This is a genomic window from Streptomyces sp. SID13726, assembly GCF_010548375.1.
GTDB lineage: Bacteria > Actinomycetota > Actinomycetes > Streptomycetales > Streptomycetaceae > Streptomyces.
Genome location: NZ_JAAGLY010000029.1, coordinates 1 through 14016, shown reverse-complemented (window position 1 = coordinate 14016; position 14016 = coordinate 1). Strand labels below are relative to the sequence as shown.

General features: G+C 70.5%; 12 protein-coding genes. 9 read left to right on the top strand and 3 right to left on the bottom strand.

Annotated elements, in window-relative coordinates:
* Nucleotide 1: 1 nt before the first annotated feature.
* Both G3I78_RS41085 and G3I78_RS41080 read right to left on the bottom strand, forming a co-directional pair.
* Nucleotides 2-1921: a molybdopterin-dependent oxidoreductase gene (locus tag G3I78_RS41085; protein WP_164434649.1), complete on the bottom strand. Its 1920-nt coding sequence runs from the start codon at nt 1919-1921 to the stop codon at nt 2-4.
* 20 nt (nt 1922-1941) lie between these two features.
* The gene (locus tag G3I78_RS41080) at nt 1942-2913 is read right to left on the bottom strand and encodes a 2-dehydropantoate 2-reductase (protein WP_164434505.1); all 972 of its coding nucleotides are present in this window, start codon (nt 2911-2913) and stop codon (nt 1942-1944) included.
* Nucleotides 2914-3171: 258 nt separating this feature from the next.
* Between G3I78_RS41080 and G3I78_RS41075 the strand changes: the two genes are divergently transcribed.
* The 4 genes from G3I78_RS41075 (at nt 3172) to G3I78_RS41065 (ending at nt 6503) form a co-directional block, all read left to right on the top strand.
* Nucleotides 3172-4506, top strand: coding sequence for an OFA family MFS transporter (locus G3I78_RS41075; protein ID WP_164434503.1), 1335 nt, complete (start codon nt 3172-3174; stop codon nt 4504-4506).
* The gene (locus G3I78_RS51385; RefSeq protein ID WP_203616212.1) at nt 4472-4609 is read left to right on the top strand and encodes a hypothetical protein; all 138 of its coding nucleotides are present in this window, start codon (nt 4472-4474) and stop codon (nt 4607-4609) included. The genes G3I78_RS41075 and G3I78_RS51385 overlap by 35 nt, the downstream gene beginning before the upstream one ends.
* 148 nt (nt 4610-4757) lie before the next feature.
* Nucleotides 4758-5696 (top strand): beta-ketoacyl-ACP synthase III, encoded by a 939-nt coding sequence (locus G3I78_RS41070; protein ID WP_164434501.1) that lies wholly within the window; start codon nt 4758-4760, stop codon nt 5694-5696.
* 129 nt (nt 5697-5825) lie between these two features.
* The gene (locus G3I78_RS41065) at nt 5826-6503 is read left to right on the top strand and encodes a GntR family transcriptional regulator (protein WP_164434499.1); all 678 of its coding nucleotides are present in this window, start codon (nt 5826-5828) and stop codon (nt 6501-6503) included.
* Between the two features lie 50 nt (nt 6504-6553).
* Here the strand turns inward: G3I78_RS41065 and G3I78_RS41060 are convergent, their stop codons facing one another.
* Nucleotides 6554-7375, bottom strand: a complete 822-nt coding sequence (locus tag G3I78_RS41060) for an NAD(P)H-binding protein (protein ID WP_343243972.1) — start codon at nt 7373-7375, stop codon at nt 6554-6556.
* 216 nt (nt 7376-7591) lie between these two features.
* Here G3I78_RS41060 and G3I78_RS41055 point away from each other — a divergent pair, with 216 nt between their 5' ends.
* The 5 genes from G3I78_RS41055 to G3I78_RS41035 all read left to right on the top strand — a co-directional run bounded on the left by G3I78_RS41055 (nt 7592) and on the right by G3I78_RS41035 (nt 13928).
* Nucleotides 7592-8773: an ROK family transcriptional regulator gene (locus G3I78_RS41055; protein WP_164434496.1), complete on the top strand. Its 1182-nt coding sequence runs from the start codon at nt 7592-7594 to the stop codon at nt 8771-8773.
* Between the two features lie 205 nt (nt 8774-8978).
* Entirely contained in the window at nt 8979-10496 is a 1518-nt protein-coding gene (locus G3I78_RS41050) for a sugar ABC transporter ATP-binding protein (RefSeq protein ID WP_164434494.1), read from the top strand.
* Nucleotides 10493-11512 (top strand): ABC transporter permease, encoded by a 1020-nt coding sequence (locus G3I78_RS41045; RefSeq protein ID WP_164434492.1) that lies wholly within the window; start codon nt 10493-10495, stop codon nt 11510-11512. Before G3I78_RS41050 ends, G3I78_RS41045 begins: the two co-directional genes overlap by 4 nt.
* Nucleotides 11513-11529: 17 nt before the next feature.
* On the top strand, nt 11530-12570 hold the full coding sequence (locus G3I78_RS41040) for a substrate-binding domain-containing protein (RefSeq protein ID WP_164434484.1): 1041 nt from the start codon (nt 11530-11532) through the stop codon (nt 12568-12570).
* A 158-nt stretch (nt 12571-12728) separates the two neighbouring features.
* The gene (locus G3I78_RS41035; RefSeq protein ID WP_164434482.1) at nt 12729-13928 is read left to right on the top strand and encodes a Gfo/Idh/MocA family oxidoreductase; all 1200 of its coding nucleotides are present in this window, start codon (nt 12729-12731) and stop codon (nt 13926-13928) included.
* Nucleotides 13929-14016 lie beyond the last annotated feature (88 nt).

Sequence of the window (14016 nt, the reverse complement as noted above, 5' to 3'; positions counted from 1 at the left end):
GTCACCTCACGATGGTCGCGACGGGGAGCTTGTCGATGCGGATCGCCGACGCCTTGAACTCCGCCGTTCCCGCGATGGGGCAATTGGCCTCGATCGTCAGCTGGTTGGTGTCCACCTCGTCGGGGAAGTGCATGGTCATGAAGGCGAGCCCGGGCCGCAGCGCGGTGTCGACCCAGACGGGCGCCGTCACCGAGCCCCGCCGCGACGACACCCGCACCTCCTCGCCGACCACCACCCCGTAGCGCTCGGCGTCCTCCGGGCACAGCTCGATGTACTCGCCGCGCCGCAGCGGGGAGGCGAAACCCCCGCTCTGCACACCGGTGTTGTAGGAGTCGAGCCGGCGCCCGGTGGTGAGCCGCACGGGGTACCGCTCGTCGGTGAGGTCGACCGGCGGGTCGTGCTGGACGATCCCGAAGGGCGCCGGCATCCCGCGCCTGGCCGGGTCCTTCTCCCACAACCTGCCGTGCAGATAGGTCGGTTCGAGCCGCTCCGGGTCCGGGCAGGGCCACTGGATGCCCTGCTCCTCCTCCAGACGGGCGTACGTCATCCCGTAGTGGTCCGGGGAGACCGACCGCAGTTCGTTCCACACGGCCTCGGAGTCGGCGTACTTCCACGCGTGGCCGAGCCGTCCCGCGAGGTCGCAGATGATGTCGATGTCCTCGCGCGCCTCGCCGGGCGGGGTCACGGCCCGGCGTACCCGCTGGACCCGCCGCTCGCTGTTGGTGGTGGTGCCCTCGGTCTCCGCCCAGCCGGCGGTCGCGGGCAGCACGACGTCCGCCAACTGGGCCGTCTTCGTCAGGAAGATGTCCTGGACGACGAGGAAGTCCAGGGCCTGGAAGCGCCGTACGGCCTGCTCGCTGTCCGCCTCCGACTGCGCCGGGTTCTCACCGATGCAGTAGACGGCCTTGAGCGTGCCCTCGCCCATCGCCTCGAACATCTCCGTCAGGGTCAGCCCGTAGTGCGGCTGGATGACGGTGTCCCAGGCCGACTCGAACTTCAGCCGGGTGCCGGGGTCGAGGATGTCCTGGAAGCCGGGCAGCCGGTTGGGGATCGCGCCCATGTCGCCGCCGCCCTGCACGTTGTTCTGGCCGCGCAGCGGCTGGAGCCCGGCGCCGTAGCGGCCGACCTGCCCGGTCAGCAGCGACAGGTTGATCAGCGCCCGGACGTTGTCGGTGCCGTTGTGGTGCTCGGTGATGCCGAGGGTCCAGCACAGCTGGGCGCGTTCGGCGCGGGCGTAGGCGTGCGCCAACTCCCTGATGGCGGCGGCCGGTACGCCCGTCACCTTCTCGGCGAGCGAGAGCGTCCACGGTTCGACGAGGGCCCGGTACTCCTCGAAGCCGCTCGTCGCCCGCTCGATGAACGCCTCGTTGGCCAGGCCCGCGTGGATGATCTCGCGGCCGATCGCGTGCGCCATCGGGATGTCGGTGCCGACGTTGAGCCCGAGCCAGCTCTCCGCCCACTCGGCGGTGGAGGTGCGGCGCGGGTCGACGGCGTACATGCGGGCGCCGTTGCGGATGCCCTTGAGGACGTGCTGGAAGAAGATCGGGTGCGCGAAGCGGGCGTTGGAGCCCCACATGACGATGACGTCGGTGTGCTCGATCTCCTCGTACGAGGAGGTGCCGCCGCCCGATCCGAAGGCCGCGGACAGGCCCGCGACGCTCGGGGCGTGACAGGTCCGGTTGCAGGAGTCGACGTTGTTGGTGCCCATGACGACCCGGGCGAACTTCTGCGCCACGTAGTTCATCTCGTTGGTCGCGCGGGCGCAGGAGAACATCCCGAAGGCACCGCGGTTGCGCTCCAGGCCGCGGGCGGCCCGGTCCAGGGCCTCCTCCCAACTCGCCTGCCGGAAGGGCTCGTCGCGGGAGTCGCGGACGAGCGGGTGGGTGAGCCTCGTGTAGGTCTTCGGTTGCCGTTTCCTCATGCGGCGCTCCTCGGGGCGGGTCATGCGGCACTCCTCAGCGCGAGCAGGTCCGAGATGGCGTGCACGGTGCGCAGGGTGGGCACCTGGACGCCGGTGATCTCCGCCAGCTCGACCACGGCCGCGAGCAGCACGTCGAGTTCGAGCGGCTTGCCGCGCTCCAGGTCCTGGAGCGTGGAGGTGCGGTGGTCGCCGACGCGTTCGGCGCCGGCCAGACGGCGTTCGATGGAGACGCCGACCTCGCAGCCGAGGGCCGCGGCGACCGCGAGCGTCTCGGCCATCATGGTCTCGATGACCTTGCGGGTGCCGCCGTGCAGACACATCTGCCGCATGGTGGCGCGGGCCAGCGCGCTGATCGGGTTGAACGAGATGTTGCCGAGCAGCTTGATCCAGATGTCGGCCCGCAGATCGGGCTCCACCGGGCACTTCAGGCCACCCGCCCGCATGGCCTCGCTGAGCGCGAGACACCGCCGGGAGACACTGCGGTCGGGTTCGCCGACGGAGAACCGGGTGCCTTCGAGATGGCGTACGACTCCCGGCTCCGCCAGTTCGGTCGCCGCGTACACCACGCAGCCGACGGCCCGGGAGGGCGCGAGCACCGCACTGACCGCGCCGGCCGGGTCCACGCTCTCGACGCGGTGGCCGTCGTAAGGGCCGCCGTGCCGGTGGAAGTACCACCAGGGAATGCCGTTCTGGGCGGCCACGACCGCCGTGCCGTCGTGGAGCAGAGGCTCGATCAGCGGCCCGCACGCCGCGTACGAGTTGGCCTTGAGGCCGAGGAAGACGTAGTCGACCGGGCCGATCCCGGCCGGGTCGTCGGTGGCGTGCGCGCGGGCGGTGAAGTCGCCGCGCGGGCTGAGCACCCGTACACCGTGCTGCCTCATGGCCGCCAGATGCGGTCCACGGGCGATGAGATGCACATCGGCGCCCGCGCGGTGGAGCGCTGCGCCGACGTAGGCGCCGATGGCACCGGCGCCGAGGACTGCGACTTTCATATGAGGGAGCTCCGTTCGGTCGAGGGATACCGCGGAGATGGAACGTCGAACTCTGATGGACCGTCGAACTCTGTCTGAATCTGTCGACGGAATATTGTCTACAGTATGGGAGTTGGGGCAGCAAGGGTTCGCGCAAGACCTGAACCGGCCTTGGGCATCGGCCGGTCCGACCGTTCGTCGCGTCTCGCATACCGCTCATCGCATACGGTCGACGCGCCGCCTTTTCAACTCGCTCATTAGTTCCTACCGTCCGGGATCATGAGTCCCCCTGTCGCGCCCCCGGGGTGGAGCCGCTGGCTCGTCCCCCCGGCCGCTCTCTCGGTCCACCTCTCCATCGGACAGGCCTACGCCTGGTCCGTGTTCAAGCCGCCGCTCGAATCCGCGCTCGGCCTCAGCGGCACCCAGAGCGCGCTGCCCTTCCAGCTCGGCATCGTCATGCTCGGCCTCTCCGCCGCGTTCGGCGGCACGCTGGTCGAGCGCAACGGGCCGCGCTGGGCGATGACCGTGGCGCTGATCTGCTTCTCGTCCGGTTTCCTGCTGTCCGCGCTGGGCGCGGCCACCGAGCAGTACTGGCTGATCGTCCTCGGCTACGGCTTCGTCGGCGGCATCGGACTCGGCATCGGCTACATATCCCCGGTCTCCACCCTCATCAAGTGGTTCCCCGACCGGCCCGGCATGGCCACCGGCATCGCGATCATGGGCTTCGGCGGCGGCGCGCTCATCGCCTCGCCCTGGTCGGCGCAGATGCTGGAGTCCTTCGGCTCCGACAGCTCCGGGATCGCCCTGGCCTTCCTCGTGCACGGGTTGTCGTACGCCGTCTTCATGCTCCTCGGCGTCCTGCTGGTGCGCGTGCCGCGCAGCGAGAAGCCGGTCGAGAGCGCCCCCAGCGCCTTCGAGGGACCGCAGGTCTCGGCGCGCAACGCCGTGCGCACGCCCCAGTTCTGGTGTCTGTGGGTCGTGCTCTGCATGAACGTGACCGCGGGCATCGGCATCCTGGAGAAGGCCGCCCCGATGATCACGGACTTCTTCAAGGAGACCTCCACCCCGGTCTCGGTGTCGGCCGCGGCCGGATTCGTGGCGCTGCTCTCGGCGGCGAACATGGCCGGGCGCATCGGCTGGTCCTCGACGTCCGACCTGATCGGACGGAAGAACATCTACCGCGTCTACCTGGGCGTGGGCGCGGTGATGTACGGGTGCATCGCTCTGTTCGGCGACTCCTCCAAGCCGCTGTTCATCCTGTGCGCGCTGGTGATCCTTTCGTTCTACGGCGGCGGCTTCGCCACGATCCCCGCCTATCTGAAGGACCTCTTCGGCACCTATCAGGTCGGCGCCATCCACGGGCGGCTGCTCACCGCTTGGTCCACGGCCGGTGTCCTCGGGCCGCTGATCGTGAACTGGATCGCCGACCGGCAGGAGGACGCGGGCAAGAGCGGCTCCGCCCTCTACAGCCTCTCCTTCATGATCATGATCGGCTTGCTGGTCGTCGGCTTCGTCGCCAACGAGCTGGTCCGCCCGGTCAACGCCCGTCACCACATCCCCGCACCGAAGGAGGCCGCCGATGTCACAGCCCGACAGCAGTCAGAGCCCGCCTGACCGGCGTCCGCTGATCGCCCTCGCCTGGGTGTGGGTGGGCGCGCCGCTCGCCTACGGGGTCTACGAGCTCGTCCAGAAGGCGACGCAGTTGTTCACCGGGTAACCGTTCGGCAGGTGTTCGGGCGTCCGAGGGTCTGAGGGAAGCCGACAACTCGGGCGCCCGTTTCCTGTGGCCTTACGTGTCCGCGTACCCGTGAGTCACTGATCAGACTGGTGGATCCCGCTACCCAAGGCAACGAGGGGGACCCCCCATGAACGGCTCGCGGATCGCCGCCGTCGGCCACTACCAGCCGGCCGAGGTGCTCACCAACGAGGACCTCGCCGGACTGGTCGACACCAGCGACGAGTGGATCAGGAGCCGGGTGGGCATCCGCACCCGCCACATCGCCGGTCCCGACGAACCGGTCGACGAGCTCGCCTCGCACGCCGCCGCCAAGGCGCTGGCCTCGGCCGGGCTCGCCCCCGCCGACATCGACCTGGTCCTGGTCGCCACCTCCACGGCCGTGGACCGGTCCCCGAACATGGCCGCCCGGGTCGCCGCCCGGCTCGGCATCCCCTCGCCCGCCGCGATGGACGTCAACGTGGTGTGCGCCGGGTTCACCCACGCGCTCGCGACCGCCGACCACACCGTGCGGGCGGGCGCGGCGACCCGGGCGCTGGTGATCGGCGCCGACAAGATGTCCGCGGTGTGCGACTGGACCGACCGCACGACCTGTGTGCTCGTCGGGGACGGGGCGGGCGCGGCGGTCGTCGAGGGGACCGACGTCCCCGGGATCTCGCCGGTGCTGTGGGGGTCGGTGCCCGAGATGGGGCACGCCGTGCGGATCGAGGGCGAGCCGGCGCGGTTCGCGCAGGAGGGGCAGAGCGTCTACCGCTGGGCCACCACCCGGCTGCCTCCGCTGGCCCGGCAGGCCTGCGAGCGCGCCGGGCTGACCCCCGCCGACCTCGCCGCGGTCGTGCTCCACCAGGCCAACCTGCGGATCATCGAGCCCCTCGCGGAGAAGATCGGCGCGGTGAACGCGGTGGTCGCGCGGGACGTGGTGCACTCCGGCAACACCTCGGCGGCCAGCATTCCGCTCGCCTTCTCGAAGCTGGTGGAGCAGGGAGAGATCTCGACCGGGGATCCGGTCCTCCTCTTCGGCTTCGGCGGCAACCTGTCGTACGCGGGCCAGGTCGTGCGCTGCCCCTGAGTTGTGCCGGAGATGAGCGGTGTGACGATCCCAACTCCCTGTTTCCCTGGCCTCTGTGCGCCGTAGACTGTAGACAAAAAGCAATCGATTCCGGTTGCTGTGCACGGGCCGCCGAGGAGGGGGACCGCGATGTTGTCCACAGGACTGCCGCAGGGAGCCGTACCCAAGCTCGAACGGCCCGGGCCGTTGCGGGACCGGGTCTATGAGGCGTTGCTGGAACTCATCACCACCCGTGCGCTCCAGCCCGGCCAGCATCTCGTGGAGAGTGAGCTCGCCGGGCATCTCGGGGTCTCGCGGCAGCCGGTGCGGGAGGCGTTGCAGCGGCTGAACACCGAGGGGTGGGTGGATCTGCGGCCCGCGCAGGGCGCGTTCGTGCACGAGCCCACCGAGGAGGAGGCCGACCAACTCCTCACCGTGCGCACCCTGTTGGAGGCCGAGGCGGCCCGGCTCGCCGCCGCCAACGCGGGCAGCGCCGGTATCGCCGCCCTTGAGGAGCTGTGCTCGGAGGGCGAGAAGGCCGTGGCCGCCGACGACGTCGACGGCGCCGTCGCCATGAACGCCCGCTTCCACGCCCAGATCATGGAGCTGGCCGGCAACGCGGTCCTCGCCGAACTCGCGGCCCAGGTCGACCGCCGGGTCCGCTGGTACTACACCCCGATCGCCCGCCGGCGCGGCAGCCAGTCCTGGATCGAGCACCGGGCCCTGATCGCCGCGATCGCCGAGCGGGACCAGCGGCGGGCGACGGAACTCATGCGGGAGCACACCGAGCACACGCGGACGTCGTACCACGCGCGTCAGCGGTCGTAGTCGCCCTGCTCCACCTCGCCCTCACCTCACTCCTCACCTCGTCCTTCACCTCACCGGAAGGCGTCCGCCCGGGCCCGCGCCCACTGCGTGAAGGTGCGCGGCGCCCGGCCCGTGACCTCCTCCACCGTCGGCAGCACCACCGACTCGTCCAGCGTGCCGTCGAGGAAGAAGCTGACGAAGGCGTCCGCATAGGGCTTGGGCATACGGGACTCCAGATCGGCACGCGCCTCCTCGGGCGTGAGCCCGACCGCCCGCAGGTCCCGGCCCAGCACCTCGCCCAGGACGCGGACCCGGTCGGCGGGCAACAGGGCCTCCGGGCCGGTGACGTCGAGCACCCGGTTGGCGAAGTCACCGGTCACCAGGGCGCGTTGGGCGACCTGGGCGATGTCGTAGGGATCGACGTCGGTGGTGTACGCGTCCGGGAACGGCACCCGTACCGTGTCGCCCTTGCGGATCTGGTCCGCGAGTTCCAGCGCGTTGGACATGAAGCTCGTGCACCGCAGGGCCGTCCAGTCCAGCCCCGACTCGCGTACGGCGTCCTCCGCGTCGATGAGATAGCCGGCGACCGCGTTCTCCCGGTCGCCCGAGCCCGCGGACCTGCCGGACAACAGCGCGACCCGCTCCACCCCGGCGGCCCGCGCGTCCGCCAGGATCTGCCGCTGCCCGCCGTAACCGGGCATCAGGAACAGCCCCCGTACGCCGTCCAGCGCGGCCTTGGTCGTCTCGGGCCGGTTGAGATCGCCCGCCACGGCCTCCACGCCCGCCGGTAACCCGTCGCTCCGTCCGGACCGGCTGACCGCCCGCACCCGCTCGCCGGACTCGGCCAGCGCGCGCACGAGTTCGGCCCCCACGTTCCCCGTCGCACCCGTCACCAGAAACACGTGCTCCCCCTCTCGTCGGCTGTAGCGCCCATCCTGTGGGGGCGCGGGTCCAGGCGCCAGAGGGCGACCGTTCTTTGTCCTGTGAGTGGAGAAAGTCGGCAGTAATCTCTGCACAGCTTCTTCCCAGGTTCGGCGGCCACTGCTACGTTCCCCTCGAAAGCCCGGAAACTGGTGGCCGAATGAGGCGGGGAGGGGCTCGTGAGACGTATGACGGCACGACCCGCGAACGCGCATCAGGCCCGGCTGCTCAAGCTGTTGCGCGACGGAGGCCCCAACTCCCGGGCGCAACTGGGCGATCAGGTCGACCTGTCACGGTCCAAGCTGGCCGTGGAGGTGGACCGGCTCCTGGAGACGGGCCTGATCGTGGCCGACGGACTCGCCGCCTCCCGCGGCGGGCGCCGCTCCCACAACATCCGGCTCGCCCCCGCCTTGCGTTTCCTCGGCGTGGACATCGGCGCGACCTCGGTCGACGTCGCCGTCACCAACGCCGAACTGGAGATCCTGGGACACCTCAACCAACCCCTGGACGTCCGCGAGGGCCCGGTCGCGGTCTTCGAGCAAGTGCTGTCCATGGCGGCGAAGTTGAGGGCCTCCGGGCTCGCGGAGGGTTTCGACGGCGCCGGAATCGGCGTCCCGGGACCGGTCCGTTTTCCCGAGGGTGTCCCGGTGGCTCCGCCGATCATGCCCGGCTGGGACGGTTTTCCCGTGCGGGAGGCGCTCAGTCAGGAACTCGGCTGTCCGGTCATGGTCGACAACGACGTGAACCTGATGGCGATGGGGGAGATGCACGCGGGTGTCGCACGCTCCGTGGGCGACTTCCTCTGCGTCAAGATCGGCACCGGTATCGGCTGCGGGATCGTCGCCGGCGGTGACGTGCACCGCGGAGTGACCGGCAGCGCGGGCGACATCGGGCACATCCAGGCCGTGCCCGACGGCCGTCCGTGCGCCTGCGGCAACCGGGGCTGTCTGGAGGCCCACTTCAGCGGGGCGGCCCTCGCCCGGGACGCCGTGGAGGCGGCCGAGCAGGGGCGCTCGGACGAACTCGCCGCACTGCTGACGGCGAACGGCACCCTGACCGCCGTCGACGTGGCTGCGGCGGCCGCCGCCGGCGACGCCACCGCGCTCACCCTGATCCGCGAGGGCGGCAACCGCACCGGCCAGGTCATCGCCGGACTCGTCAGCTTCTTCAACCCGGGCCTGGTGGTGATCGGCGGCGGAGTGACCGGCCTCGGCCACACCCTGCTCGCCGCGATCCGCACCCAGGTCTACCGCCAGTCGCTGCCTCTCGCGACCGGCAACCTGCCCATCGTTCTGGGGGAGTTGGGCCCCACCGCCGGAGTGATCGGCGCGGCCCGGCTCATCAGCGACCACCTGTTCTCACCCGCGTAAGCACCCGCCATTCCTACGGCTCGCCCGCGTAGGCACCCGCCATTCCTACGGCTCACCCGCGTAGATACCTGCCATTCCTACGGCTCACCCGCGTAAGCACCCGCCTCTCCCACGGCTGTAAGCACCCGCTCTCCCGAGACCCGCCCGCACAGCGCCCTGCTTCGCCCTGCCCTGAAACCGGCCGCACGCCCGCCAAGGGGACCTCATGGCACCAGAACCACCGCTGCTCAGCATGTCCGGCATCACCAAGTCGTTCCCCGGAGTCCGGGCCCTCGACGGCGTCGACCTCGACGTCCAGGCCGGTGAAGTGCACTGTCTGCTCGGCCAGAACGGGGCCGGCAAGTCCACCCTGATCAAGGTCCTCGCCGGTGCCCACCAGCCCGACACCGGCACCATCCGCTGGCGCGGCGAGGAGGCCGCACTCCGCTCGCCGATCGCCGCCATGCGGCTCGGCATCGCCACCATCTACCAGGAACTCGACCTGGTGGAGCACCTGTCCGTCGCCGAGAACGTCCACCTGGGCCATGAACCCACGGCCGCGGGCTTCGTCGTACGGGGAAAGGCGGCCAGGGCCGCGACGGCCGCGCTGCTGAAGCGACTCGGGCACCCGGAGATCGATCCGGCGCGCCTGGTCGGGGAGTTGTCGGCGGCCCAGCAGCAGATCGTGTCCATGGCGCGGGCGCTCTCCCACGACGTACGGCTGATCGTGATGGACGAACCCTCCGCCGCCCTCGACCCGGACGAGGTCGACAACCTGTTCCGGATCGTCGGCGACCTCACCGCCGGCGGTGTCGCCGTCGTCTACATCTCCCACCGGCTTGAGGAGATCCGGCGGATCGGCGACCGGGTGACGGTCCTCAAGGACGGACGCGCAGTCGCGGTCGGGCTGCCCGCGAAGTCGACGCCGACGCGTGAGGTCGTGGCGCTGATGACGGGACGGAACGTGGAATACGTGTTTCCCGAGCGGCCTGTCTCGGCGCCCGGTGGATCGCCGGTCCTGGAGGTCAAGGGCCTCGCCCGGCAGGGCGAGTTCGAGCACCTGGACCTGGAGGTCCACCCGGGGGAGATCGTCGGTCTCGCCGGACTCGTCGGCTCGGGGCGCTCCGAGATCCTGGAGACCGTCTACGGCGCCCGCAGGCCGAGCAGCGGCCAAGTCGTCGTGGACGGCAAGGTGTTGAAGCCCGGCAGCGTCCGAGCCGCCGTACGGGCCGGCATCGGGCTCGCCCCCGAGGAGCGCAAGGCGCAGGCCCTGCTGATGCTGGAGTCGGTCACCCGCAACGTCTCCGTCTCCTCCATGTCCCGCTTCTCGCGCGGCGGTTGGATCGACCGGGGCGCCGAACTCGGCGCCGCCCGGACCGCCACCCGCGAGCTGTCGCTGCGGCCCGACAACCCCTCCGTGCCGATCCGCACCCTCTCCGGCGGCAACCAGCAGAAGGCCGTCCTGGCCCGCTGGCTGCTCCGCGGCTGCCGGGTCCTGCTGCTCGACGAACCCACCCGGGGTGTCGACGTCGGCGCCCGCGCCGAGCTGTACGCGGTCGTCCGGCGCCTCGCCGACGAAGGGCTCGCGGTGCTGCTGGTCTCCAGCGAGGTCCCCGAGGTGCTCGGCCTCGCCGACCGCGTCCTGGTGCTCCGCGAGGGGCGTGTCGTGCACACCGCGCCCGCCCGTGAGCTCGACGAACACCGTGTACTCGACCTCGTCATGGAAGGAAGCCCGGCGTCATGACGCAGCCCGTGTCCCCGCCCAGGGGAAGCGCCGACAAGGTGCCTTCGGTGAGTGAACCGTCCGCCTGGCGAGGGGTGTTCGCCCGCGCCGACGTCCGCACGCTGTCCCTCCTCGGTGTGCTCGCCGTACTGATCCTCATCGGCGGCATCACCAAGCCCGACGAGTTCCTCGACACCCGCAACCTCCAACTCGTCCTCACCCAGGCCTCGGTGATCGGTGTCGTCACCGTCGGCATGACCTTCGTCATCACCTCCGGCGGCATCGACCTCTCCGTCGGCGCGATCGTCGCCCTGGCCTCGGTGTGGGCCACCACCGTCGCCACCCAGGACTACGGCTTCGCGGGCATCCTCTTCACCGCGGTGCTCGTCGGAGTCGGCTGCGGCCTGGTCAACGGGCTGCTGATCGCGTACGGCGGGATGGTCCCCTTCATCGCCACCCTCGCGATGCTCGCCTCGGCCCGCGGACTCGCGCTCCAGATCACCGACGGCCGGACGCAGATCGTCTCGATCCCCTCCGTGCTCGACCTGGGCGAGCGGGACGCCTACGTCCTCGGAGTACCCCCGCTCGTCATGGTCTTCGCGGTCGTGACGATCATCGGCTGGCTGGTGCTCAACCGCACCACCTTCGGCCGGCGCACCGTCGCGGTCGGCGGCAACGCGGAGGCCGCCCGCCTCGCCGGCATCGACGTACGCCGGCAGCGGCTCTATCTCTATCTGCTGTCCGGGCTGTGCTGCGGCATCGCGGCTTTCCTGCTGATCATCCTGTCCGGCTCCGGCCAGAACACCAACGGCAACCTCTACGAGCTCGACGCCATCGCCGCCGCGATCATCGGCGGAACCCTGCTGACCGGGGGGCGCGGCACCATCACAGGGTCCGTGCTCGGCGTCCTGATCTTCACCACCATCACCAACATCTTCGCCCTGAACAACCTGCAGAGCGACGTCCAGCAGATCGCCAAGGGCGCGATCATCGTCGCCGCCGTGCTGGTCCAGCGCCGTACCGCAAGCACGACCTGAGGAAAGGGTTCACGGACATGCCTGAGCTTACGAGCCGTAGAGGACTGCTCTTCGGAACCGCCGCCGTGGGGGCCGGGGCCCTTCTCGCCGGTTGCACCAGCAACGACTCCAAGGACGAGGCGCCCGCCGCGAACGACCAGCCGGCCGCCGAGGACAAGCCGGGCAAGGCCGTCACCATCGGCTTCGCCGGACCGCAGGCCGACCACGGCTGGCTCAACGCCATCAACGACAACGCCAAGAACCGGGCCAAGAAGTACTCGGACGTCACGCTGGAGATCACCGAGGGCTCCAACGACACCGCCCAGCAGATCGGCCAGATCGAGACCCTCATCAACAAGAAGGTCGACGTCCTGGTCGTCCTGCCCGCCGACGGCAAGGCCCTCACCCAGGTCGGACTCAAGGCCATGCGGGCCGGGATACCGGTGGTCAACCTCGACCGGATCTTCAACACCCCGCAGGCGTACCGCTGCTGGATCGGCGGCGACAACTACGGCATGGGCCTCAACGCCGGTCACTACATCGGCGAGAAGCTCAAGGGGAAGTCGAACGCCAAGGTCATCGAACTGGCGGGACTCGACAACCTGGAGCTCACCAAGCAGCGCACCCAGGGCTTCGACGACGCCCTGAAGAACTACCCGAACATCAAGAAGGTGGCCCGCCAGGCCGCCGAGTTCACGGTCGAGTCCGGGCAGGCCAAGATGGCCCAGCTCCTCCAGGCCCAGTCGAGTTTCGACGCCCTGTGGAACCACGACGACGACCAGGGCGTGGGCGCGCTGCGCGCCATCGACCAGGCCGGGCGCGAGGACTTCCTGATGGTCGGCGGCGCGGGCGCCCTGTCCGCGTTCCAGGCCATCAAGCAGGACAACGGCGTCCTCAAGGCGACCGTCCTCTACCCGCCGACCATGGCCGCCTCGGCGATCGACCTCGCCCGCGCCCTCGGCCAGGCCAAGGGGGTCAGCGGCCTCGCCGAGTTCGAGATCCCGGCCTCCCTGACGCTCTACTCGGCGGTCGTCGACAAGACCAACGTCGACCAGTACATGTCCACCGGCTTCAAGTGAGGCGTACCGATCCAGGGCCGGTCACCGGGACCGGGCCGGCCACGGGCGGCGGTGCGCCGCGGCCGAGCCGGTCCACGGGGCAGGGCCCAGGAGCCCGGTTCGTCGACGGACCGGGCTGCACCCCCCACCGCGCCACGACGACGAGGAGGACATCGCGCATGGCACAGCCGCAGCAGTCAGAAGAGGCAGGGAAGGCGCCTCTGAGGGTGGGCATGGTCGGTTACGCCTTCATGGGCGCCGCCCACTCCCAGGGCTGGCGGACCGTCGGACGCGTCTTCGACCTGCCCCGCCGTCCGGTGCTCGCCGCGATCTGCGGACGGGACGCGGACGCCGTGCGCCGGGCCGCCGACCGGCACGGCTGGGCCGCCGCCGAGACCGACTGGCGGGCCCTGATCGAGCGGGACGACGTCGACCTCGTCGACATCTGCACGCCCGGCGACAGCCACGCCGAGATCGCCGTCGCCGCCCTGGCCGCGGGCAAGCACGTGCTCTGCGAGAAGCCCCTTGCCAACACCGTCGAAGAGGCCGAGCGGATGGCCCTCGCCGCCGAAGAGGCGCACCAGCGCGGCCAGTTGGCGATGGTGGGCTTCAACTACCGCCGGGTGCCCGCCACCGCGCTGGCCCGCCGGATGGTGGCCGAGGGACGGCTCGGCAAGCTGCGGCACGTCCGGGTGACGTACCTTCAGGACTGGCTCGTGGACCCGGAGTTCCCGCTGACCTGGCGGCTGCGCAGGGAACAGGCCGGCTCCGGCTCGCTCGGCGACCTGGGCGCCCACATCATCGATCTCGCGCAGTACCTCGCGGGAGAGCCGCTGGCCGGAGTCTCCGCCCTGACGGAGACCTTCGTACGGGAACGCCCGCTCGCCGGTGCCGTGAAGGGCCTGTCCGCCGTCTCCGAGGCCGGTACCGGCCAGGTCACCGTGGACGACGCCGCCCTCTTCACCGGCCGCCTCGCCTCCGGCGCCCTCGCCTCCTTCGAGGCCACCCGCTACGCCACCGGCCGCAAGAACTCCCTGCGCATCGAACTCAACGGTGACCGCGGCTCGTTGGCCTTCGACCTGGAGCGCCTCAACGAACTCAGCTTCCACGACGGCACCGAACCCGGCACCCACGCCGGCTTCCGCCGCATCCTCGTCACCGAGCCCGACCACCCCTACCTCGACGCCTGGTGGCCGCCGGGTCACGGCCTCGGTTACGAACACACCTTCGTGCACCAGGCCCGCGACCTCGTGCACGCGATCGCGTCCGGCACTGACCCGAGTCCGTCGTTCGCCGACGGTCTTCAGGTCCAGCGGGTGCTGGCGGCGGTGGAGGAGAGCGCCGAGAAGAACTCCGTCTACACACCGATCGCTGTCTGAGGAGGGTTCCGGGATATGCCGCGTCAGTTCACGTTGTTCACCGGTCAGTGGGCCGATCTTCCGCTGGAGGAGGTGTGCCGTCTTGCCC